18 protein-coding genes are annotated in these 22,503 nt (G+C 70.4%); 9 read left to right on the forward strand and 9 right to left on the reverse strand.

Features of this window, described 5'->3' with window-relative positions:
* Positions 1-15 precede the first annotated feature (15 nt).
* The gene (locus I3V78_RS20625; RefSeq protein ID WP_204490172.1) at positions 16-996 is read right to left on the reverse strand and encodes a hypothetical protein; all 981 of its coding nucleotides are present in this window, start codon (positions 994-996) and stop codon (positions 16-18) included.
* Positions 997-1,118: 122 nt separating this feature from the next.
* Between I3V78_RS20625 and I3V78_RS20630 the strand changes: the two genes are divergently transcribed.
* Both I3V78_RS20630 and I3V78_RS20635 read left to right on the forward strand, forming a co-directional pair.
* On the forward strand, positions 1,119-2,453 hold the full coding sequence (locus tag I3V78_RS20630) for a S1 family peptidase (protein ID WP_204490173.1): 1,335 nt from the start codon (positions 1,119-1,121) through the stop codon (positions 2,451-2,453).
* A complete protein-coding gene (locus tag I3V78_RS20635; protein WP_204490174.1) occupies positions 2,441-3,415 on the forward strand; it encodes an FHA domain-containing protein in 975 nt (324 codons plus the stop codon). Before I3V78_RS20630 ends, I3V78_RS20635 begins: the two co-directional genes overlap by 13 nt.
* Position 3,416: 1 nt before the next feature.
* Here the strand turns inward: I3V78_RS20635 and I3V78_RS20640 are convergent, their stop codons facing one another.
* The gene (locus tag I3V78_RS20640) at positions 3,417-4,397 is read right to left on the reverse strand and encodes an aldo/keto reductase (RefSeq protein ID WP_204490175.1); all 981 of its coding nucleotides are present in this window, start codon (positions 4,395-4,397) and stop codon (positions 3,417-3,419) included.
* Between the two features lie 255 nt (positions 4,398-4,652).
* Here I3V78_RS20640 and I3V78_RS20645 point away from each other — a divergent pair, with 255 nt between their 5' ends.
* Positions 4,653-9,731 carry a beta strand repeat-containing protein gene (locus I3V78_RS20645; protein ID WP_204490176.1) on the forward strand — a complete coding sequence of 1,693 codons (5,079 nt, stop codon included), beginning with the start codon at positions 4,653-4,655 and terminating at the stop codon, positions 9,729-9,731.
* Between the two features lie 90 nt (positions 9,732-9,821).
* Here I3V78_RS20645 and I3V78_RS20650 read toward each other — a convergent pair whose 3' ends face one another.
* Positions 9,822-10,637 carry an N-acetylmuramoyl-L-alanine amidase family protein gene (locus tag I3V78_RS20650; protein WP_204490177.1) on the reverse strand — a complete coding sequence of 272 codons (816 nt, stop codon included), beginning with the start codon at positions 10,635-10,637 and terminating at the stop codon, positions 9,822-9,824.
* 92 nt (positions 10,638-10,729) lie between these two features.
* Here I3V78_RS20650 and I3V78_RS20655 point away from each other — a divergent pair, with 92 nt between their 5' ends.
* Positions 10,730-11,266, forward strand: coding sequence for a DUF1697 domain-containing protein (locus I3V78_RS20655; RefSeq protein ID WP_204490178.1), 537 nt, complete (start codon positions 10,730-10,732; stop codon positions 11,264-11,266).
* Here the strand turns inward: I3V78_RS20655 and I3V78_RS20660 are convergent.
* From I3V78_RS20660 to I3V78_RS20670, 3 genes are all read right to left on the reverse strand, one after another.
* Positions 11,238-11,930 (reverse strand): cellulose binding domain-containing protein, encoded by a 693-nt coding sequence (locus I3V78_RS20660; RefSeq protein WP_204490179.1) that lies wholly within the window; start codon positions 11,928-11,930, stop codon positions 11,238-11,240. The genes I3V78_RS20655 and I3V78_RS20660 overlap by 29 nt on opposite strands.
* Before the next feature lie 172 nt (positions 11,931-12,102).
* Positions 12,103-12,399 carry a DUF6748 domain-containing protein gene (locus I3V78_RS20665; protein WP_204490180.1) on the reverse strand — a complete coding sequence of 99 codons (297 nt, stop codon included), beginning with the start codon at positions 12,397-12,399 and terminating at the stop codon, positions 12,103-12,105.
* Positions 12,400-12,416: 17 nt separating this feature from the next.
* Positions 12,417-14,264: an AAA family ATPase gene (locus I3V78_RS20670; protein ID WP_204490181.1), complete on the reverse strand. Its 1,848-nt coding sequence runs from the start codon at positions 14,262-14,264 to the stop codon at positions 12,417-12,419.
* Between the two features lie 179 nt (positions 14,265-14,443).
* On the opposite strand from I3V78_RS20670, the gene I3V78_RS20675 reads away from it, so the two are divergent.
* Both I3V78_RS20675 and I3V78_RS20680 read left to right on the forward strand, forming a co-directional pair.
* A complete protein-coding gene (locus I3V78_RS20675; protein WP_204490182.1) occupies positions 14,444-15,670 on the forward strand; it encodes a S8 family peptidase in 1,227 nt (408 codons plus the stop codon).
* Between the two features lie 176 nt (positions 15,671-15,846).
* The gene (locus tag I3V78_RS20680) at positions 15,847-16,278 is read left to right on the forward strand and encodes an ester cyclase (protein ID WP_204490183.1); all 432 of its coding nucleotides are present in this window, start codon (positions 15,847-15,849) and stop codon (positions 16,276-16,278) included.
* Between the two features lie 4 nt (positions 16,279-16,282).
* Here the strand turns inward: I3V78_RS20680 and I3V78_RS20685 are convergent, their stop codons facing one another.
* The 3 genes from I3V78_RS20685 to I3V78_RS20695 are packed head-to-tail and all read right to left on the reverse strand — an operon-like array spanning position 16,283 to position 19,259.
* A complete protein-coding gene (locus tag I3V78_RS20685; protein WP_204490184.1) occupies positions 16,283-17,275 on the reverse strand; it encodes an NAD-dependent epimerase/dehydratase family protein in 993 nt (330 codons plus the stop codon).
* Positions 17,272-18,222: a phage tail sheath family protein gene (locus tag I3V78_RS20690; protein WP_204490185.1), complete on the reverse strand. Its 951-nt coding sequence runs from the start codon at positions 18,220-18,222 to the stop codon at positions 17,272-17,274. Before I3V78_RS20690 ends, I3V78_RS20685 begins: the two co-directional genes overlap by 4 nt.
* Entirely contained in the window at positions 18,219-19,259 is a 1,041-nt protein-coding gene (locus tag I3V78_RS20695) for a serine hydrolase domain-containing protein (protein ID WP_204490186.1), read from the reverse strand. Before I3V78_RS20695 ends, I3V78_RS20690 begins: the two co-directional genes overlap by 4 nt.
* A 110-nt stretch (positions 19,260-19,369) precedes the next feature.
* On the opposite strand from I3V78_RS20695, the gene I3V78_RS20700 reads away from it, so the two are divergent.
* The 3 genes from I3V78_RS20700 (at position 19,370) to I3V78_RS20710 (ending at position 22,347) form a co-directional block, all read left to right on the forward strand.
* Positions 19,370-20,281, forward strand: coding sequence for a DUF3396 domain-containing protein (locus tag I3V78_RS20700; protein WP_204490187.1), 912 nt, complete (start codon positions 19,370-19,372; stop codon positions 20,279-20,281).
* A gap of 270 nt (positions 20,282-20,551) precedes the next feature.
* A complete protein-coding gene (gene sitA5, locus I3V78_RS20705; protein WP_476756499.1) occupies positions 20,552-22,000 on the forward strand; it encodes a SitA5 family polymorphic toxin in 1,449 nt (482 codons plus the stop codon).
* On the forward strand, positions 21,997-22,347 hold the full coding sequence (locus I3V78_RS20710; RefSeq protein WP_204490189.1) for a DUF2019 domain-containing protein: 351 nt from the start codon (positions 21,997-21,999) through the stop codon (positions 22,345-22,347). The genes sitA5 and I3V78_RS20710 overlap by 4 nt, the downstream gene beginning before the upstream one ends.
* Positions 22,348-22,503 lie beyond the last annotated feature (156 nt).

Raw genomic sequence — 22,503 nt, forward strand, 5'->3', positions numbered from 1 at the left:
CCAGGGGGGCGGGAACTAGACGACGACGAAATGGAAGCGGGCACCGTGAGAGCGGATCTCGGACTCGGCCACATCGGTGGGATCCATCACGGACACGAGGTCCGCGCGGGTCAGCGACAGATGCCGGGCGCGGTTGGCCTCCAACAGCGCCGCGTCGAAGGCCTCGCGGTGACGCCACGTGGGCTGGAACTTCTTCCAGACATGGGCGATGAACACCTTGTCCGGGCCGAAGCGGCGCTCGGCGGGCAGGGCGCGGGCCACCGACAGTACCTGCTCGGCGAAGGGAGTCTCCGCGGGCGGCGGCTCCACCGGCGCCGGGGCGTCCTCCGCGTCCTTCACCAACCAGGCGCGCAGCGTCGCCAGGCGCACGGCCTCCACGTCCACCCGGGAGGCCCCCGCCGCCCGAGCGGCGAGCTGCTCCACGGCCCGGCGCGGGTCGCGCACCTCCATCTCCAGCAGGCCCCCGAGCAGGTGGCTCTGGACGGACACCAGATCGAACGGGCGATCCGTCTCCACCCCGAGCTGACGCCACAACAACCGGTCCCGTGCCTGCTTCAGGCTGGGGGACTCCTTCCCGCCGAGCCCGTACTCACGCTGGAGCAGGGCGGCGCGCAGGCCGTCGGAACGGCCCACCCAGGTCCGCGCCGCGCGGGACGCGGGCAGCCCCAGCCCCAGCGCTTGCAGATGGGTGTCCTTGAGCTGCTTCCAGGTGAGCGGGCGGGGGAGGGCCTCCAGACCGAGCAGTCGCAGGACCTCGTCGCGTCCGGGCTCCAACACCGCCAGTCCCCCCCGCGCGCCGCGCTGGATCAGGCCTCGCTCCAGGCTCTCCTCCACCCACCGGGCGCACCGCTCCTTCCACCACGCGCCGCCGAAGTGCGGTTCCACGTAGGGCCGGAGGGCCTTCTCCAGCGTGCCGAGGGTTCCCCGGGATTTCGCGGGGCGCGTCAAGAGCCAGCACAGGGCGAGCCCCGTCAACCGGGCGTCGAGCGTGTCCATAGGGGCGCCACCCTCGCCGCCCCCCGCCCGGGGGCTCAATCCCTCCGAAGAGGGATGGACAGAACACCCGTGACGCGAGGAGGAGGGCAAGGCGCCGCCGTTCCGCTAGTGTGCGCCCCCTCATGTGGACCCTTCTCCTGCTCGCCACGCTGGCCCAGGCCCCGGCGCTGGCGCCCCCCGACCCGGATTCCGACGAGGCGTTGGAACCGGAGCCCCCGGCCGTGGTGCCTCCACTGCCCGTGGCCTCGCTGCCGCCGTCCACCCAGGAGCTGTTCGAGCGCCTCAAGCGCCGCGTGGCCCAGGTGCGCATCATCGAGCGGCGCAGCGGCTCGCGCTCCTCCATCGGCTCGGCCTTCTTCGTGGACGCCGAGGGCCGCGCCGTCACCAACTACCACGTCATCTCCAGCATCGTGCAGCACCCGGAGGACTACACCGCGGAGCTGGTGCTCGAGGGCCAGGAGGCCAACGCCATCCCCGTGCGCGTGCGGGACGTGGACGTGGTGCATGACCTGGCCGTCATCCAGCAGGACGCGCCCGTCAAGGACTGGTTCGAGCTGGCCGACAAGGACACCGCCCAGGGCACGCGGCTGTACGCCATGGGCAACCCGCACGACCTGGGCACCACCATCGTGGAGGGCACCTACAACGGGCTCGTCCAGGACGCGCTCTACGACAAGGTGCACTTCAGCGGCGCCATCAACCCGGGCATGAGCGGCGGCCCCACCGTGACGGGGGATGGCCGCGTGGTGGGCATCAACGTGGCCACCCTGGGCAACCAGCTCGGCTTCCTGGTGCCGGTGGCCCATGCGCGCGCGCTGCTCACGCGGGCCCGGAGCGCCGCGCCGGAGCAGACGACGAGCCTGCTCGCCGTGGTGGCCACCCAGTTGATGGACAACCAGCAGCGCATCACCGAGCGGCTGCTCTCCACGCCCGTGCCCACCCAGTCCCTGGGGGACTACCGGGTGCCGGGCCGCTGGCGGCCCTTCCTCAAGTGCTGGGGCGACACGCCGCACGACGCGGACAACCCCTACACCGTCACCAGCTACCAGTGCTCGTCCGAGGAGGACATCTTCCTGAGCGGCGAGCAGCGCACGGGCGTGGTGGCCTACGATCATGCCTTCGTGTCGAGCGACACCCTGGGCGCGCTGCGCTTCTCGGCGCTCTACTCGGCCACGTTCGCGAGCGACGCGGGCGGCGTGGACGCCACCCAGGACGACGTGACGAACTTCCGCTGCCAGACGGGCTTCGTGAAGGTCAATGGCCTCACGGTGCGCACGGCCCTGTGCCTGCGCGCTTACAAGCGCATGCCCGGCCTGTATGACTTGTCGCTGCGCGCGGCGACGCTCAACGCCCAGACGGCCGGAGTGCAGACGAGCCTGGACCTCGCCGGCTTCTCCGCGGACAACGCCCGCGCGCTCGCGCGCCGCTACCTGGAGGCGCTCGCGTGGACGAAGTGATCTTCCTGGAGGTGCTGGAGGACGACGAGGGGCTCGCCGCCCGGCACCGGCTGGAGCGCTTCCCGGTGACGGTGGGGCGCGGCTACACCAACGACATCATCCTGGACGACCCCAAGGTGTCCGCCGCGCACCTGCTCCTCGAGCGCACCGCCGAGGGGGCCGTGGTGCTCCGGGACGTGGGCAGCCAGAACGGCACCTTCCGGGTGGAGCCCTGGGGCCGGCTGGCGGAGCTGACGCTCACGGACGACGTGCGCGTGTCGGTGGGCGACACGGTGCTGCGCTTCCGTGCGCGCTCCCACGCGGTGGAGGACACGCTCGTCTCGGCGGTGGTGGACGCGCCCCGGCGGCAGTTCTTCGATCGGCCCTTCGCCTTCCCGCTGGCGCTCGGCGTGGCGGTGCTGGCCGCGCTCTTCTTCGAGTACCTCACCAACTACCAGAAGACGAACTGGGGCACGCTCGCGCTGGCGGTGGTGCTGCCGGTGGCCTCCGCCTTCGTCTGGTCCACGCTCTGGAGCGTGGCGAGCAAGGTGACGCGGCGGCGCTTCTTCTTCGGTGCCCATGGGGCCATCGGGAGCCTGGGCTTCCTCGGGCTCATCGCCGTGCCCCTCCTGCTGGAGTTCCTCACGTACGGCCTGTCCCTGGGCACGTGGACCCGGTGGGTGATGCACGCGGGCTACCTGGCGTGGCTCGGCTTCGTGCTCTTCTGGCACCTGCGCTACGTGACGCGCGCCGAGCCCCGGCGGCTCGTCTGGATGCTGGTGGGCATCCTGGTGTGCTTCGGCGCCCTCACGCGCGCGGCGTCCCTGCTGGACGCCGAGGAGTTCTCCGCCACGCTCAACTTCGACCGCACGCTCCTGCCGCCCGCGTTCCGGTGGACCTCCGACCAGAACGTGGACGCCTTCTTCGAGAAGTCGCGCGACATCCAGGCGGAAGTGGACGCGCTCGCCCGGAAGAAGCCCTGAGTCAGAAGCCGCGCACGGCGTGGGGCTGGTAGGGCGCCTCGAGCGCCTTCACCTCGTCCGGCGTCAGCCGCACGTCGAGCGCGCGCAGCGCGGCCTCCAGGTGGTCCATCTTCGTGGCGCCGATGATGGGCGCCACCACCGCGGGCTTGGACAACAGCCACGCCAGGGACACCTCGGCGGCGGAGTGGCCCTTGTCCGCGGCCACCTTCTTCACCGCCTCCACCACGTCCCAGTCATGCGGGCTGTCGTAGAGCGTCGTCGCGAAGGCGTCCGAGCCCGCGCGGGTCGTCGCCTGCTTGTCATCCAGCGACTTGCGTGAGCCCGCCAGCAGGCCCCGCGCGAGCGGAGACCAGGGGATGACGCCGATGCCCTCCTCCTCGCACAGGGGCAGCATCTCGCGCTCCTCCTCGCGGTAGACGAGGTTGTAGTGGTTCTGCATGGACACGAAGCGCGCCCAGCCGTTGCGCTCCGACAGGCTCAGCGCCTTGGAGAATTTCCACGCCTCGCAGGAGCTCGCCCCCAGGTAGCGCACCTTGCCCTGACGCACGAGCAGATCCAGCGCCTCCAGCGTCTCCTCGATGGGCGTGTGCGGATCCATGCGGTGGATTTGGTAGAGATCGATCGTCTCCACCCCCAGCCGCTTGAGGCTCGCCTCGCAGCCCTGCACCACGTGCTTGCGCGACAGGCCGCCCATGTTGGGCCCCTGGCTCATGGGGTTGAACACCTTGGTGGCGATCACCACCTCGTCCAGCTTCGCGTACTGACGCAGCGCCCGGCCCGTCACCTCCTCGCTCACCCCCAGCGAGTACATGTCCGCCGTGTCGAAGAAGTTGATGCCCGCCTCCACCGCGCGCCGGAAGAAGGGCTGCGCGGCCTCCTCGTCCAGGACCCACGGCCGCCACTTGGAGCTGCCATAGCTCATACAGCCCAGGCTCAGGCGCGACACCTTCAAACCCGTCTTCCCCAGATTGACGTATTTCATGGGCGTTATTTGCGTGGGGAACAAACCGTTGCACAAGGCGCAATCACCGGGAGTGCGGACTCATGGACGTTGTGCAAGCCATTGCCTGCGCGTCCAACGAACCGGCCGGAGGTCAAATCATTACAGTGGGGAGGGAGACGTGCAAAGACACCCACGGGCGCGATAAACAGAGACGCTCCCGCTGGGAGTCCGTGCCCGCCCGATCGCCTCGCCTCCGGGGCCGACGGGGGGCGCGACACGCCAAGGGTCTCCTGCATGCGATTGTCCTTCCGATGGTTTCCGACGCTGCTGCTGGCGTTGGCGCTGGTGCGTTGTGGCGACCCCACGACTCCCGCTCCCACCGAGCCGGTTCCTGGTGAAATCCGTGACGCGGGCGGCGAGCCGGACGCCGGGGGCCCGACGGACGCGGGCGGTGTGCGGGACGCGGGCGGCGAGCCAGATGCGGGAGGGACACCGGATGGCGGAGGGACACCGGACGCGGGAGAGACACCGGATGGCGGAGGGACACCGGACGCGGGCGTGAAGCGGTTCACCGTGGGGGGCACGGTGTCGGGCCTGCGCGGCGCGGCGCTGGTGCTGGAGAACGCGGGCGAGACGCTGACGCTCACCGCGAACGGGGCCTTCACCTTCGCCACGGCGCTGGAGCAGGGCAGCGCCTACGACGTGCGCGTGCGCTCCGCGCCCCAGGGCGAGCGGTGCGAGGTGCGCGAGGGCGCGGGGACGCTCGGCGACGCGGACGTGACGAACGTCACCGTGACGTGCGCGCCCCGCACGTTCTCGGTGGGCGGCACGGTGAGTGGCCTCGCCTCGGGCGCCACCGTGACGCTGCACAACCTGGGCGGGGACGCGCTGAGCCTCTCCGAGAATGGGACCTTCCGCTTCCCCACGCCCGTCGCCTGGGACGCGCGCTACGACGTCACGATCGCCGCCCAGTCCCCGGGCCAGTCCTGCGCGGTGACGGACGGCCAGGGCTCCGGGGTGCGCGCGGATGTGAGCTCCGTGCGCATCCAGTGCCTCCGCCTCTTCTACACCGTGGGCGGGACCGTCAGTGGTCTGCCGAGCGGCAAGACGGTGGTGCTGACCACCAACAAGGGCGAGCGCCTGAGCGTCGCGGGCACGGCCAGCGGCCAGGCCCCGTTCGCCTCGGCCCGCGCCTTCGAGTATGGGATGACGTATTCCGTGTCCCTTGAGAGCACGTCGCCGGGCCTCACCTGCGCGATGATGCGCAACGGCAACGGCACGGTGGGCGCGGCGGACGTGACGAACGTGGAGGTGGCGTGCACGCTCAACCGCTACACGGTGGGCGGCGATGTGCTGGGGCTGGCGAGCGGCAAGACGCTGGTGCTCACCAATAACGGCGGGGATGACCTGATGGTGACGGGCTCGGGTGCCTTCACCTTCGCCACGTCCCTGCCGAGCGGTTCGGCCTATGCGGTGGCGGTGAAGACCCAGCCCGCGGGCGCGGTCTGCGAGGTGCGGCGGGGCACGGGCACGGTCGAGGACGTGGAGGTGAGGAGCGTGCGCGTGGACTGCGTGGCCTCGCAGTACACGGTGGGCGGCACGGTCACCGGGCTGTCGAGTGGCAAGAGCCTGTGGTTGATGACCGACAAGGGCGGGACCGTGCGCGTCCTGGGCACGGCCAGTGGCCCGGCCACGTTCGCCTCGGAGCGGAACTACACGGAGGGAACGACGTACGCGGTGTCGGTGCAGACGCCTCCCCCGGGCGTGACGTGCGTGGTGAACAAGGGCAGCGGCACGGTGGGCACGGCGGACGTGACGGACGTGGCCGTGGTGTGCACGCTCAACCGTTACACGGTGGGCGGCAGCGTGACGGGGCTGCTGAGCGGCAAGCGGTTGGTGCTTACCAACAACGGCGGGGATGACCTGACGGTGACGGCCTCGGGCCCGTTCACCTTCGCCACGTCCCTGACGAGCGGCTCGGCCTATGCCGTGGCGGTGAAGACCCAGCCCGTGGGCGCGGTCTGCTCGGTGGCCGGTGGTGGCATGGGCACCGTCGAGACCGCGGACGTGACGGGCGTGAGCGTGAACTGCACGCTCGACCGCTACACGGTGGGCGGCGGTGTGACGGGGCTGCCGAGTGGCAAGTCACTGGTGCTGACCACCAGCAGGGACGAGCGCATGAGCGTCGCGGGCTCGTCCAGTGGCCCGGTCCTGTTCACCTCGCCCCGGGGCTACACGGAGGGCGAGACGTACACGGTGTCGGTGCTGACGAACCCCTCGGGCATGACGTGCGCGGTGAGCAAGGGCAGCGGCACCGTGGGCACCGCGGACGTGACGGATGTGGCCGTGGTGTGCTCGTTCAACCGCTACACGGTGGGCGGCACCGTGGCGGGCCTGGCGAGTGGCAAGTCGCTGGTGCTCACCAACAACGGCGGGGATGACCTGACGGTGGCGGCCTCGGGCGCCTTCACCTTCGCCACGTCCCTGACGAGCGGCTCGGCCTATTCGGTGGCGGTGAAGACCCAGCCCTCGGGCGCGGTCTGCACGGTGTCCAGCGGCACGGGCACCGTCGAGACGGCGAACGTGACGAGCGTGCGCGTGGACTGCGTGGCCTCGCAGTACACGGTGGGCGGGCTCGTCACCGGGCTGCCGAGCGGCAAGACGCTGGTGCTGGCCAGCGACAATGGCGATCGCCTGAGCATTCCGGGCACGGCGGAGGGCCAGGTGTCCTTCACCCTGGGCCAGGTCTACACGGAGGGCCAGACGTACACGGTGTCGGTGCGGACGGACCCCGCGGGCATGACGTGCGCGGTGAGCAAGGGCAGCGGCACGATGGGCACGGCCAACGTGACGGACGTGGCCGTGACGTGCTCGCCCCACCGGTACACGGTGGGCGGCTCCGTGGCGGGGCTCGCGAGTGGCAAGACGCTGGTGCTCACCAACAACGGCGGGGATGACCTGGCGGTGACGGCCTCGGGCCCGTTCACCTTCGCCACGTCCCTGACGAGCGGTTCGGCCTACGCCGTGGCGGTGAAGACCCAGCCCTCGGGTGCGGTCTGTACGGTGTCCAGCGGCACGGGCACCGTCGAGACGGCGAACGTGACGAGCGTGCGCGTGGACTGCGTGGCCTCGCAGTACACGGTGGGCGGGCTCGTCACCGGGCTGCCGAGCGGCAAGACGCTGGTGCTGGCCAGCGACAATGGCGATCGCCTGAGCATTCCGGGCACGGCGGAGGGCCAGGTGTCCTTCACCCTGGGCCAGGTCTACACGGAGGGCCAGACGTACACGGTGTCGGTGCGGACGGACCCCGCGGGCATGACGTGCGCGGTGAGCAAGGGCAGCGGCACGATGGGCACGGCCAACGTGACGGACGTGGCCGTGACGTGCTCGCCCCACCGGTACACGGTGGGCGGCTCCGTGGCGGGGCTCGCGAGTGGCAAGACGCTGGTGCTCACCAACAACGGCGGGGATGACCTGGCGGTGACGGCCTCGGGCCCGTTCACCTTCGCCACGTCCCTGACGAGCGGCTCGGCCTATGCCGTGGCGGTGAAGACCCAGCCCTCGGGTGCGGTCTGCACGGTGGCCAATGGCTCCGGCACCCTCGAGTCCAACGTGACCAACGTCCTTGTCGAGTGCACCTCCAACGCGTACTCGGTGGGCGGCACCGTGTTCGACCTGCCCGCGGGCAAGTCGCTGGTGCTCACCAACAACGGGGGCGATGACCTGACCGTGAGTGGAGGGAGCGGCGAGCGGCCCTTCACCTTCGCGACTCCGGTCGAGAGCGGTTCGCCCTACGTGGTGGCGGTGAAGACCCAGCCCGCGGGCATGACGTGCACCGTGTCCAATGGCTCCGGGACCGGCGATGTCTCGCCCATCACGAACGTCTCCGTGGTCTGCAGGACCGACACCTACAGCGTGGGCGGCACCCTGCGGGGTCTCCCCAGCGGCCGGTCGGTGGAGCTCACCAACAATGGGGGGGACAATCTGACGATCCAGGGCGCCTCGGGCTCGCCGACCTTCACCTTCCCCTCGCGGCTGCCGAGTGGCGCGACCTACACGGTGGCGGTGAAGACCCAGCCCTCGGGCGCGACGTGCACCGTGTCCAATGGCTCTGGCACCCTCGACGCCAACGTCACCGACGTCCTCGTGTCCTGCACGCTCAACACGTACTCGGTGGGCGGCACCATCACCGGGCTGCTGGGTGGCAAGTCCCTGGTGCTCACCAACAGCGGGGGCGATGACCTGACGGTGGTGGGGGCCTCGAGCGGCAACACGCTCTTCACCTTCGCCACCCCCGTGGCGAGTGGCTCGACGTACGCGGTGGCCCTGAAGACCCCGCCCACCGGACAGAACTGCACGGTGAGCGCCGCCACGGCGAGCGGCACGGTGGGCTCCTCCAACGTCACCAACGTGGCCATCACCTGCACCACGCCGCCGCGGATCTCCGTGCTGCGCGTGGGCGATGGCACGGCGACCCTCTCGAACGCCGCCACGCGCGTGTACATCGAGAGCCTTGAGGTCACGGGCGGCTCGGCCTCGAATTCCAGCACGGTGGCCGTGTCGGGGTTGACCATCTCCGGAGCGGCGGGCTCCGAGGGCTTCGTGAACCGGTCCGCAGATGGCCGGTACGTGGTGTTCGCCGGGTACAACGCGGCCCCGGGCACGGCCGGTGTCTCCACGAGCACCACGCCCCGCGTGGTGGGACGAGTGGACAACACCGGGACCATTTCCATCCCCGTGACGTTGACCAATGCCTTCCTGGGCGCCAGTGTCCGCTCGGCCGCCACGTCGGACGGGTCGGGTTACTGGGTCGCTGGCAATTCGTCCTCGAGCTCGGTCGCGGGCATTCACTACGCGGTCACGGGCTCGACGGGGGCGGCCACCCAGGTACTCGCCGATCCCAACAACGCGCGAGTGGTGGGGGTCTTCAACGGTGGTCTTTACCTGAGTACAAACAGTGGCTCCTACGTGAGCATCTCGTCGGTCGGCACTGGCCTGCCCATCACCACGGGTCAGAAGGCCACCGTGCTGCCAGGTTTGCCCCAGGGAGTGGCGCCCATGACGTCGCCGTACCAGTTCTTCTTCCTTGGAACGAACACCCTCTATGTCGCGGACGACGCCAGTCGCGTACTCAAGTACGTGTACAACCCGTCCACGAATAAGTGGGTCACGGCGACGCTGCCGGATTCAGGCACCGTCCTGAGTGTCGTGGCCGTCATGGATGGCACCGCCGTGCGTTTGGTGGCGACGGTGAAGAACGGCTCCAGGCTCATCACGATCCTCGATGACGGAGCGGCCACGGCCTGGACCACGCTCGCCACGGCGCCCACCAACACGGGCTACCGGGGCGTGACGCTGGCGCCCAACCCGTAACCCGACCCATCACGTGGCACCAGATGGCCCGGGAGGTCTCCGCCAGCGGGGCGGGGCGCCTCCCGGGCCGTTCGTCTTCCGGGCGCCAGCTCAGGGGCCGCCGAGCGCGTCCACCAGCCCCTGGGTCACCGCCGCCGCGAAGGCCTCCAGGGTGCGCGCCTCGCTCCAGCGCGCCGCCTCCTCGAAGTCCCAGGCGTGGTGCGTCTCGATGATGACGGAGGGGATGCTCGGCTTGCGCAGCACGAAGATGCGTCGGCCGGGCGCGTGCCGGCTCACGAAGGCCCCGGCCTGTCCCGCGTCCGGCGCGTACAGGCCCACGTAGTCCTCGCCGCCGTAGGGCGGGAAGCCCGCCTCGCCCATGCGCCGCGCCAGCGCCCGGGCCGCGCGCATGCGCCGGGCGACCAGCGGCGCCGCCGCGTCATCCGCGTAGAGCACGCTGTAGCCGGGCGCCAGGTCGTTGCGCGCGCACCACTGGCCCGGCGCCGCCTCCCAGTTCACCCCCTGGCCCCGGGCGTCCGAGTGCAGGCTCACGAAGAGCGCCGCCCGCCAGCGCTCGGCCTCCTGGAGTCGGTCGGCGTAGGGGGGCCGCTCGCCGGGCCCTCGGCTCAGCTTCACCTGGAAGTGGCCCGTGGCCTCCAGCCGCCGCGCCAGCGCCTGGGCCACCCGAAGCGTGTGCGCCTCCTCCGCCTCGCAGGTGACGGAGGAGTTGCCCTCGTTGCCCGGCGCCCCGTGGCCCGCGTCCAGGTAGATGCGCTTGCGCCCGAAGCCCTTGGGAAACGTCACCGACGCCACCGTGAGCGGCGCGTTCACCGCCGGCCATGGAGCCGCGGGGGCGGGAGGCGTCTCCATCTCGGGACTGCCCAGGAGGGCGGACAGCAGCAGGGGCCAGGGCAGCGGAGCGGGCATGGCCTTCTTGTACACGCCGGGGGGACGCGATGTTCCAGCTCGCGTCCGGCCCACGCATCGGCGACGCTCGCGCGCGACAAGGAGTCGGACGCATGGCCCGTTTCATCGTGTTGTTGCGCGGCATCAACGTGGGCGGCCACCGCAAGGTGCCCATGGCGGAATTGCGCGCGCTGGGCGAGGGGCTCGGCTTCACGGACGTGGCGAGCTACATCCAGAGCGGCAACCTCGTCGTCACCGCGCCAGGCCCGGCGGCGGCCGTGGAGGCCTCCCTGGAGCAGGCGATTGCCCAACGGTTCGGCTTCGAGGTGGACGTGCTCGCGCGCACGCCCGCGCAGTGGACGGGCTACATGAAGGACAACCCGTTGCGAGAGGCCTCCGACGCGGAGCCTCAGCGGGTGATGTTGGTGCTGGCCAAGGCGCCCCCGCGCGCGGAGGCCGTCGAGGCGTTGCGCGCGCGCGCCACCACCGAGCGGCTCGAGGCCTCCAAGGGGGCGCTCTGGGTGCACTACCCGGAGGGCGCGGGGGTCTCCAAGCTGTCCCCCGCGCTGTGGGAGCGGTGCGTGGGCTCGCCCGTCACCGCCCGCAACTGGGGCACGGTGCTCAAGCTCGCGGCGATGGTGGAGGCCTGATTGCCGGGGTCCGCGCGAAGCGCCGCGCGAGGCTCAACGACGGGGGGGACATTCCCTGGGACAGGCCGCTCAGGGGGTGGGGCCGCTCGCCTTTCTCGTCCCGGGGCGGCGGGGGCGTGCCGCCTCGGAGTCCCTCGGTGGGCGCCGAGCCGGCATCGTGCACGGTGATGCGCTTCCAGTCGGTGAACGAGGTCACGGTGCCGTAGGAGTAGTCGTCCGTCTCGTCGACGTGGCCGCCGAACGTCACGCCCAGATCGATCGCCGCGGTGGTGGCGCCCGGCGCCAGGACGCCCGCGTCGTGGCCGAAGCGGATCTCCACGTAGCGATCCGCGCCCCGCAGGGCCACGATGCCGGAGGTGACGGTGAGGTGGGGACAGCTCGGGGTGTTCCACCACCAGCACGCGGGTGTGGCCATCGGCGCGTCGTTGCGCGTGAACCAGTAGCGCACCACGAGATCCTTCAGCGCGATGGCCGCCGGGGTGTCGTTGCGCAGCTTGATGTTGGCCTCGATGATGTCGTCGTTCGGCGCCGAGGCGTTGTGATTCATGTACTGGATGGTGACGTCCGTCGTTCCCGCGCGGCTCTCGCCCGTGGACACCATCCCCGCCAGGAGGACGGCGAGGATCGCGCCCGCGCGTCCCCTCCGGCTCCCGCTCCTACCCATGGCCTTCAACCTGATCCTCCTCGAAATCCGTGCCACCCCAGGCGGGTGACAGCGGGAGGCGGCCAATAGTGGTGATTACCGGGTCAATCAAGGAAAACAGGTCAGCGGGGATTAGCGCGAGGCATGTGCCCCGGAAAAAACCGTCGTGCCGCGCCCGCCGGAGCGCCGCGCGTCAGCCGATGACGCGCGTGGCGCGCAGCACGATGGCATCGCCCGCCGGGCCGGCCTTGAGGCGCGTGTCCAGCGTGCCCACCAGCTTGAGGCCCTCGGCGGAGAAGGCGCGCTCCTGGAGTTCGCCCAGCGTCGTCGGGTCGTCGGTGACGGCGCTCAGGTCCAGCTCGTGGATGCTCTGGAGCTTCTCGTCCGGCCGGTCCGCGTGGAACAGATCGTAGTGGTCACAGGGCGGGGCGAAGCAGCGCTTGCCGTTGTCCTTGACGATGTAGGCGGGGGACTGGGAATCGTGGCTCATGGTGGGCGGACACTAGCTCAGTGCCAGGCCTGTTCGGCGAGCCGACTGCCCAGGACCCGGGCCTCCGTGGGCGAGAGGCTCGCCCGGACGGCCTCCTCCACGAGATCGTGGCTGAAGCGCGCGCCCACCAGGACCTGGGCGGCCTCGAGCTCGGCGAGCGCCGCCTGGACCTCGGTGGGGGCGGCCTCGAACAGGGCGGCGGCGAGCGCCAGGGGCAGGGGGGTCTCGCGCAGGGTGGCCACCTGCGCGAGCTTGAGCGCCAGGGGCGAGAGCCGCTCGAGGCGGCGCTGGAGCAGGTGGGCCACCCGTCCCGGGGGCGGCAGGCGCGCGGGCCAGTCCTTGTCCAGGCCGTTGGTCTCGAGCAGGTGCTTGAGCGTCTCGATGAGGTAGAGGGGATTGCCGCCCGTGTAGCGGGCCAGGGCCAGGGCCTGGCGCTCGGCCCCGGGCAGCTCCAGGCTCGCCACGAACCGTTGGACCTCCTCGGGCGACAGCGGCTCCAGGTCGATGATGCGCGCGAGCCCCGTGTCCACGAGGTGCTGGATGTTGTGCTCGGAGTACGCGGGCAGCTCACCCCGGCGGTAGCAGTCGATGAAGCAGGGCCGCGGGCCCGGGGAGCCGTCCGAGTCGAACAGGCGCCCGAAGGCGTAGACGAACACCCGGGCGCTGGCGGCGTCCCAGTACTGGAGGTCGTCCACGATGACCACGTCCTCGTCCATCAGCAGCCGCATCGCCTCGGCATGGGCCTCCAGGAAGCGCAGCTCGCTGCCCTCCGGATCCGGCGGCGGGCGGGGCGGGGCGGTGGCGAGCTCGGGCAGCACCCGGGCCAGCTCCTCGCGCACCCACTCCGGCAGGCGCACCTCGGGCCGGCGCGCCAGGTGCGCGCGCAGGGCCCGCGCTTGCGAGGCGAAGGGGATGCCTTGATCGCCGTAGCGGCCCATGATGCGCAGCCAGCGGCCCTGGCTGGCCGCGAACTCCTCGGCGAGGCGCGACTTGCCCACGCCGGGCTCGCCTCGGATCAACAGCAGCTGGCCCGCCGCCCGGCCTTCCTCCAGTTGCCGCCAGGCGGCCTCCCGGCCGGTGAGGACCGGCGGGCGCTGCACGGACAGGGGCAGGGGTGGGGTGGTGGCGCGGGCGGGCGCCTGGCCCTTCTCGATCTGCCGCACCAGGGCGAGCGTCTCCGGCAGGGGCGACACGCCCAGCTCGCGCGAGAGCGTGGCGCGCAGCCGCTCGAAGGCGGCCAGCGCGGCGCTCCGGTCTCCCTGGAGGTAGTGCCAGCGGATGAGGTGGCCGCCGGCCCGCTCGCACTCGGGCTCCTGCCGCAGCCAGCCCTCCAACAGCGCCAGGGCGGGGGCCCACTCCGCCTGGGCCAGGTGGTGCTCGATCCGGGCCTCGCGGGCCGCGCGCACCCAGCCGTCCACGGTGGCGCGGGCGCCCACGAGCCAGCGCGACAGCTCGTCGTCCGCGTCCAGCTCCAGCCCGGCGAGCAGCACGGGCGCGCCGCCCTCGGGCGGGAGGGCCTCCAGCGCCCGGGCTGGATCCCGCGCCCCGGCGGCCGCCTTCAGGGCCGCCACGTCCACCCACAGGCCCGGGGCGAGCGCCAGTTGCTCCGCGGTGGCCTCCACCCACTCCACGCCCCCGCCCAGCACGCGCAGGCGGCGCAGCAACTGGCGCATGTTGCCGCGCGCGGTGGCGGGCGGGGAGTCGGGCCAGAGCAGACACGCCAGGGAGAACTTCAGCGAGGGCCCCTCCAGCCCCAACCAGGCCAGGAGCGCCGCGGCCCTGCGCTCCAACCGGAGCCGCTGGCCCTCGGGCCCCTCCAGGCCGCCCACCCCCAGGACCCGTGCTGTCCATTCGCGTCGAACCACGTCGTCTCCCCCCTGGGGCTGTCCGCCTCCTTCATACCGCTGTCATCGACGGGGTGGGCGCGCCGGGGTAGGTGGAAATGTAGGCAAAAATCACCAAATATGGGTCGGCCAGCAACCTTCAACGCCATGCGCCGACAATCTGGGTGTTCGCCGCACTTCAAACTCCCGAGGCACCCGCCATGACGACCCTCTCCAAGCTCTCGCCCTCGACCTTGTCCCCGACGCGCTCCGCCTCCGAGCCGGCCGCGCGCCCGGCGCCCGCGGCCACTCCGGCCGCCCCGGCCGCGCGCAACGTGGTGGCCCGTCCGGGAGACGGCTTCGACACGCGGCCCTCGACCTTCGTGGATCGCCCCAAGGGTCTGCGCCCGAGCGGCACGCCCGAGGCCACGCCGTCCGCGCCGGCCGTGCAGTCGCTGCTGGGCACGCCCACGGCGGCGCCCACGCGGCCCACGACCCCGTCCGAGTCGCGGCCCAAGCCCACGGGCGTGCCGGTGATCGCCGTGTTCGACGGCGGGGTGGACGCGAGCCACCCGGACCTGGATGACGCCATGTGGACCAACCCCGGGGAGATCGCCGGGGATGGCATCGACAACGACGGCAACGGCATCAAGGACGACCTCCACGGCTTCAACGTGGGCTTCAACTCGGGCGACCTGCTCAAGGGCGAGGGCGCGGATCACGGCACGCACGTGGCGGGCATCATCGCCGCCGAGGACAACGGCCTGGGCAACACGGGCGTGGCCGCGGGCAAGGCGCAGATCCTCTCGGTGGGCGGCATCTACGACGGCAAGGATCTGCTGACCAACTTCGAGCGCGGCGTGGACTACGTCGTGGCCATGAAGAACAAGGGGGCCAACATCCGCGCGGTCAACGCGAGCTTCGGGGACGAGTACCGGGACGCGGCCTCGCAGAAGCGCTGGAAGGCGGCGGTGCAGAAGCTGGCCGACGCGGACATCCTCCTGGTGGCGGCCACGGCCAACGGCAATGGCAGCAACATGAACAACGTGCAGGACTTCCCGGCCAACCTCGACCTGCCCAACGTGCTGACCGTGGCGTCCATGGACAAGCGCAACGACAAGCTGGCGCGCTACTCCTCGCACGGGGACAAGGTGGTGGAGATGGCGGCGGTGGGCGAGGATGTGCTCAGCACGGTGCCGGGGGGCGACTGGGAGAAGATGAGCGGCACCTCCATGGCCACCCCGCGCGTGGCGGCCACCGCGGCGCTGATGTTCGCGGAGAACCCGGACCTCACCGCGGCGCAGGTGCGCGACATGCTCGTGAACACCGTGGAGAAGGATCCGGACCTGGTGGGCAAGGTGAGCACGGGCGGCAAGCTGGACATCGAGGCGGCCGTGGCCGCGGCGCGCGCCTCGGTGCAGGCCAACGCCTTCGTCGCCCAGGGCTGAGCGCCCGCGCGCGACTGTTGGTGAGGCCACGCATGCGACGTCGGGCACCCGGCATTGCCCGGCCTCGTGGCCCCACCAATCGCGCGCTGGTGCACGTCTGATCCTTCCCGCGATTGTCGTTCGAGGGGGGCGCTGCAACATGTGCCTCCCCTGTTGCACACGCGGAAGGACATGGCATGGACACCCCTCAGATTCGGGAGCTCTACGCGCGGTACCTCACCGGGCTGTACATCCAGCGCGACGTGGAGAGCATCGGCCAGTGCGTGGCCCCCGAGGTCGTGACCCATCCGCTGCCGCCCGGGATTCCCGCGGGGCTGCCCGGCATGAAGATGCTGGCGCGCGTGTGGCTGGAGTCCTTCTCGGACATCCACTTCACCATCGAGACGCTCATCCACGAGCAGGGCATGGCGGCCTCGCGCACGGTCATCTCGGCGATGCACTCCGGCGGCTTCATGGGCATTGCCGCCACCGGCCGGCGCGTGGAGGTCGTGGATCACGTGCACTTCCGGGTGCACCAGGGCCGCATCGTGGAGATGTGGGATCAGCTCGACATGATGTCCCTGTTGCACCAACTGGGCGCCGTGCCCTCGACGGCCCAGGCGGCCTGACGCCTCACAGCCAGCCGTGCGCCCGGTACCAGCGCGCGGTCTGGCGGAGGGTCTCCGCGGGATCCCGCGTGGCGCGAAAGCCCAGCAGCCGGTGCGCCTTGTCGCTCGTGCACGTCCAGGCGGGCGCCAGCAACTGACGCGCGAACTTCCGATTGAGCGCCAGGCGCCGGCCCGTCAGCCGCGACACGCCATCCGCCACGGTGGCCAGGCCCAGCAGCACCGCGGGCGGGACGGGCAGGGCGCGTGTTCGGCGGCCCAGCGCCTCGGCCGCGAGCTCCTGGATGCGCTCGAGCGACAGCGGCTCGGGGTGGCCCACGAAGAAGGCCTGCCCCAGGGCCTCGTCCCGCTCGGCCAGCACGAGCAAGAGGTCCACCACGTCCTCCACGTCCACCAGCGTGAGCGGCCGGGGTCCGCCGCCCAGCTCCAGCCGCAGCCCCCGGGCCACCAGCCGGAAGAGCGGGAGGTTCTCGTGATCCCCGGGGCCCACGATGCGCGGGGGCCGCAGCACCGTCACCGGCAGCCGGTCCGCGTAGCCGAAGACGATGCGCTCGGCCTCGGCCTTGCTCTCGCCGTACCACTCCGTGGGTTGGAGCGGATCCTCCTCCACGCGGGGCTGATCGGGCCGGGAGGGGCCCGCGGCCCCCAGCGAGCCCACCAGCACCAGCCGGGGCCGGGTGCCCAGCGCCACCAGGGCCTCGCACAGCAGCCGGGTGCCCTCGGCGTTCACGCGGTGGAAGTCCTCCCGGGTGGCCCCGCGCCGCGTCCCGGCCAGGTGGTACACCACCTCGCGGCCCTGGACGGCGCGCGCCAGGCTGGCCGCGTCCGTCACGTCGCCCTCCACCCGCTCGTACAGGAGGCCCTCGAGCGCCGACACGTCCGCGCCCGGCCGCACGAGACACGCCGCGGGCTGGCCCCGGGCGGCCAGGGCACGCGCGAGCGCCGCGCCCACGAAACCATTCGCGCCGGTGATCAGGATCTTGCTGTTGCGATTGCTCATGACGGGCTCCCTGGGGTGAAGCGCAAGGCAATGAACTCCCCACCTCGCGCGAGTGCCAGGCCCACGAAGAGGGCCGGGTGGGTGTCCGGATCCATCTGGATGAAGAAGGCGTCCTGTGCCGTGCCCCCCGCGAGGCCGCCCCGCTTCCAGAGCCGCTCCAGGTAGGACTCGATCGCCGAGCGCAGCACCTGGCGCGACGCCTCGCGCGCGGTGGCGCCGAGGAGCCGGTGGAGATCGCGCTGGATGAGCCCGACCGACCGGCGCACGGCGATGTAGCGCCAGGCGGCGTGGCCCTCCAGCGTCCGGACCCCACACACGAGCGCGCCCCGGTCGTCCCGCTCGCGGATCATGTTGAGGGGCTTGTCGCCCGAGAACATCGCCTGCTGCTCGTCCGAGACAGGGTGGAGGGGGCGCACGCCGCCCAGCAGCGGGAGGTTGGTGGGGGTGAACCAGAAGCCCCGGTGCCGATCGGTGGTGCAGAACGAGCCCGCGACCGTGGCACTGGGCGGGATGGGGACGTGCGCCCAGTCCGCGCCCAGCCAGGGGTAGTAGACCGCCGCGTGGGACGTGGACACGTGGGTCCATGTCCCGTTGTCCGGGAGCGCGTCCCGGGGCCCGTCCATCAGGGCGAAGAGGGGCCGGCCCTCGGTGCACAGCGACAGGACGAGCGCCTGGATGTCCTGGCCCGCGGCCACCAGCAGCGTGGCGTCCTCCAGTGAGGGGATGTCCTCGGCCCAGCGCGTGGTGGGGCTGACGTAGCAGGGGCCTCCGCCGTTCTCGAAGTAGCTGCGCAGGGCGACGTGCAATTGCCGGGTGGGCTCGAAGCCGCCCATGGCCTGGGTGAAGGCCTCCCAGGAGGCGACCCGCCGGGTCTCCGTGATGCCGCTGTCGGGGCCCGCCGCGAAGACGGGCACCGCGGTCTCATCGGGAGGAAGCACCGTGTTCATGTGGGCCTTTCGGGGCGTGACGCCGCGGCGAGCAACAGGGCGAAACCAGGGGCTTTCAAGGGGGGGCGGCCGAGCAGCGTGTCGAGCCGCGAGCCCGCGTGATCCGACAGCAGGACGACCCCGGTGTCCGCCTCCGGCGAGAAGCCGAGGAAGCCCGAGAAGCCGCCCATCACCGAGGCGCGCCAGAGCAGCGTCCGGCCCTTCAACTGGGTCACCCGCCACGCGAGCCCCAGGGCCTCGCCCCGGCGCTGCACGCGCGGCACCTGGGTGAGCCGGAGCGCCCGCCCCAGGTTCGCGGCGCCCCGGCCCAGGTGGGCGTCCAGGAAGCGCAGCAGGTCTGGCACCGTCGAGGACAGGGCGCCCGCGCCGGGCAGCGCCGGAAAGGTCCAGGGGGGCACCGGCTCGCCCCGGCCGGTGTGGCCCGGCCGCACGCGGGGCTGCTGGGTCTCCGAGGGCCGGAAGGTGGTGTCGCCCAGGCCCAGCGGCGTGCACAGCAGGTCGCGCACGGCGTGGCCGTAGTTGAGCCGCAGGCGGCGCGAGAGGGCATGGCCGAGCACGCCCTGGCCGAGGAGGGACTCGGTGAAGGCGCTCGGGGGCGGGTGGCGCGGATGGTAGCCGCGCAGGAACTCGCCGAAGCGCGCCGCGCTGTAGTGGGCGTAGGGGTCCGCGAGGTTCTGATCGGTCGAGGACAGGTTGGGCGGATGGCGCGGCATGCCGGAGGTGTGCGTGGCCAGCTGCTCGAGCGTGATGCGGCCCGCGATCATGTCCGGGAAGAGCGGCTGGGGAATCAGCTCCGACAGCGGCGTGTGTAGCTCCACCTGACCCTGGTCCACCATCAGGGCGAGGAGGCTGCCCGTGAAGACCTGGGTGAGCGCGCCCAGGGCGTAGATGGCATCCGGAGCGGGAGGGGCGCCGCGCCCCTGGAGCATCTGGACCTGGTGCGCGCCCTGGGATGTGAGGCCCACGCCCAGCGCGGCGGCGGGATGGGCGCGGAGGTACCGCCGGGTGGCGGGAAGAATGGCGTCAGCGGGAGTCATGCCTGGGGTGCTAGCCTAGACTACGGACCGTGAATCATGAACGGCTTGGAGGAGGGGAGGGGCGACCCCGCCCCGGGCCCGATAGGGAAGGCGCGGTCGGGGATTCTCGAATGAGTGAGCGCTACCCGAAAATCCGGATTCACGCGCGGAACGGAGCCGTTCTGCTGCGAGAAGGCGTGAGCATCAGCTTCTACATGCGCCACTCTCATCGAGACCTGGTGCACGGGGTGATGCGGTCCCTGGAGTCCTACCTTCGTGCGGTGGGCTCGACAGCACTCGGCTGGTACGACGACGGCGAGGGCACTTGGCGGAAGTTGGATGCGGTGGGGTGGGAGCACACCCGACGTGAGCTGCTGGAGAAGCGCTGGCCCCAGGTGGCGCTTCGCGATGCGCTCGACGGAGACCTCCGATACGGTTTTGACTATCGCGGCAAGGCGCTCGATGTGCCTCCTGCGGCGGACGAGCCGGGCGCAGTGATCGCGGTGAGTTTCTGGCTCCCGACGGAGTTCTTGGAGACGCACGGGCCGAAGCACGTCCGCGAACTGGCCTTGGAGCTGGCAGCCCCATTGCCCTTCTGCTCTGGCCATGCGGGTCTCTCCTTCATCGGTGAATTCGATCTGCCAGGCGTTCTCCGCGAAATCCGCGAGCGATGCTTCCGCTACCCGGGCCTGGACATCCCGGACCTGGGGGAACACTCCTGGAAGGTCGGTACGCGGGTACGGGCACCGCATTGGCTGACGTTTCTGGGCCCCCCCGTGTTGGGCGAGATAGGTGGCCCGGAAGGGCTTCGCTCTCGACTCTCCTCCGCGGAGACGACCGTTCAGAAGATGGAGGGAGGACGAGCGGTCGTGACGCTAGGCCTCTGGCCCGAGGCAGGAGACACCGAATGGGGGCAGGTGCTTCCCTCTTACCGGGAACTGGCGTGTGTGCTTGAGCCTTGGCTGTATCACGAGGCGCGTGGCCGCAATCTCGACTTCACCCTGGAGGACGTGCGGCACTGGAATCGACGCTTTCTCAGATGATCGCGCGTGCAACCCCTTGGGGCCGCCTGTCCTGGCTGCCCTCGCTTGAGGAGAGGCGGGGTGTTGGGCGTGTTGCCAGTTGGGCATTGCACGGCGATTGGGACAGGTGTTCGTCAACCTCATCACCTGCTGGGCGTGGCGCAAGCCACGGTCAGCCGCGTACTTCGGCTGCATCGGGAGACAGGCGACGGCTTGACCTGGCTGTCAGCCCTTTTTGTAATCGACGGGTTGAGCTTCGAGTTCGGGCGGCTTGCCCGGAGAGGTGCGGCGATGTCTAGGAATGCTGTCGGTATTCGCCCCGTGGACACACGGCGGCCTCCGCGTGTGGGGGCACTGGCGCTGGCGGCGCTGGTGCTGGTGACCGCGTGCACCGCAGTGACGCCCACGCGGAGAGGGTTGACGGCTTCCCGTGACCGTCCACCCGTGCCACACGATTCGCCCGAGCCAGGGACGCTGGACGCGGAGACGGAGACGGAGGAAGGGAGCCAGGGTGAGGCTGTTTTCGCCAAACTGCCCACGGACTTCGCGCCTGTGCGGGTGAGCGACGCTGAGTTTTCGGCGGCCATGACAACGCTTTGGCTCGACATTCCGCTTCGGGGAGCCGTGTCCCGGCCCTCGTTGTACGTGGGTCGTAGGCTGGCGTTGGCTTCCGCGCCTTTGAATGGCAAAGCGTGGCAGTCAGACCTGGCACGGTCCTATGGGCAATTTTGCGAGCGGTGCGGAACTCCAGGCGATTGCTTGACGCTGTTTGAAGATGAGCCCCTCCTTCAGAATGACGACAAGCGAAGTCTTGCGCTCGCCCTGTCGGTGGGGCCAGCCCTTGAAGGCGTGGGGGAGGAAGTGCGGGCCATGCTCGACCCTACGCGAATGCTCGCGATGCTCAGCATGAGCATCACGGTCTACATGGCGCTGCTGTTGGCGCCAGTACCCGAGCCGATAACAAAGGGCGCGGCCCTGGTGTTTAGTGCCGCCCTGTGGGGTTATCTCGGTTACGAATTCTTTGATTTGCTGCGCGCCTATGCGCAGCTTTACGCGGATGCGCCCCGGGCTTCTACCTTCGCGGAATTGCGCGAGATCGGCGAGCGTTTTGGACGTGTCATCGGTCCCAACAGTGTGCGGATTCTCGTCATCGTGGGGACAGCCGCGATAGGTGAAACGGTGGCCCTTGCCTCCAAGGCCCCAAAACTCCCCGGATTCGCACAAGCGTCGGATCGGGTCGCGGCCAATACCGGCTTGAGCCTGCTGGAAATGGCGGTCGGAGCCGAGCGCGTGATTGTCTCTGTGCCCGAGGAGGCGGTCCGCATGGTGCTGGCGCCTCACGTCGTGGCGATGGTTGCCAGAGGCATTGGCGCTGGGAATCCTGCGCCAAGTCGGGGGAAACTCCTTCCCAACGGACACAGCGCGTGGGGGTCGTTTAGTGGCTTCAAGTCGGCAATGGGGCCAGCGGGCCCGGGAAAGGCATGGCATCACATTGTGGAGCAGACTCCGGGCAACGCGACGCGGTTTGGCGGACATGCTCTGCATAACACTGAAAACATTGTTGCAATGGACAAGGCCCTACACGACAGGGTGAGCGCCTTTTACTCGCGGATTAGGCCCGGCGTCACCAGATCAACGCTGCTGACGGTGAGGAAATGGTTGAGCACTCAGTCCTACGAAGCACAGAGGGAGTTCGGCTTGCTTGCAATGGAGAACGTCAGGAAGGGCCTTTGGAGATGAACTTAGAGAACCTCACAGAGGAGTTCGCTCGAAACGTGGCTGCACAAACAGACGCAATCATGCGTGGCGATCGCAGAGGAGGCAATAAGGAAGCGAAGCGATATGTAGCCGCCTACAAGAAACTGCGCGACCATGGCGAGGCTGGACGGGATGCGCTCTCACGGCTATTGACGCATTCACGCATGGATGTGCGAGTCTACGCGGCGACCTTTTTGCTTAGCGATAGGCCAGAACAAGCCTTGCCTGTTCTCAGGGAAGCCGCCAAGAACGAAGGTTTGATTCCTTTCGAGGCGTCCCAAGCGTTGAAATATTGGGATGAGGGCACATGGAGCTTGGAGGTTGATTAGGGGTCGCTGGCCCGGTAGTCGGTCACCTGTTGTGGCAATAGACAGTGAGATCCCCCATTTGCTTCCCGGCGAGGGGTCCAAGGGGACCAAATCGAACGCAAGCGCATGGACTCGTCCGGACGGATGGGCGCCCCATTTTCAGTAGATCTTCCCGAT

Source organism: Archangium primigenium (assembly GCF_016904885.1).
Taxonomy (GTDB): Bacteria; Myxococcota; Myxococcia; order Myxococcales; family Myxococcaceae; genus Cystobacter; species Cystobacter primigenius.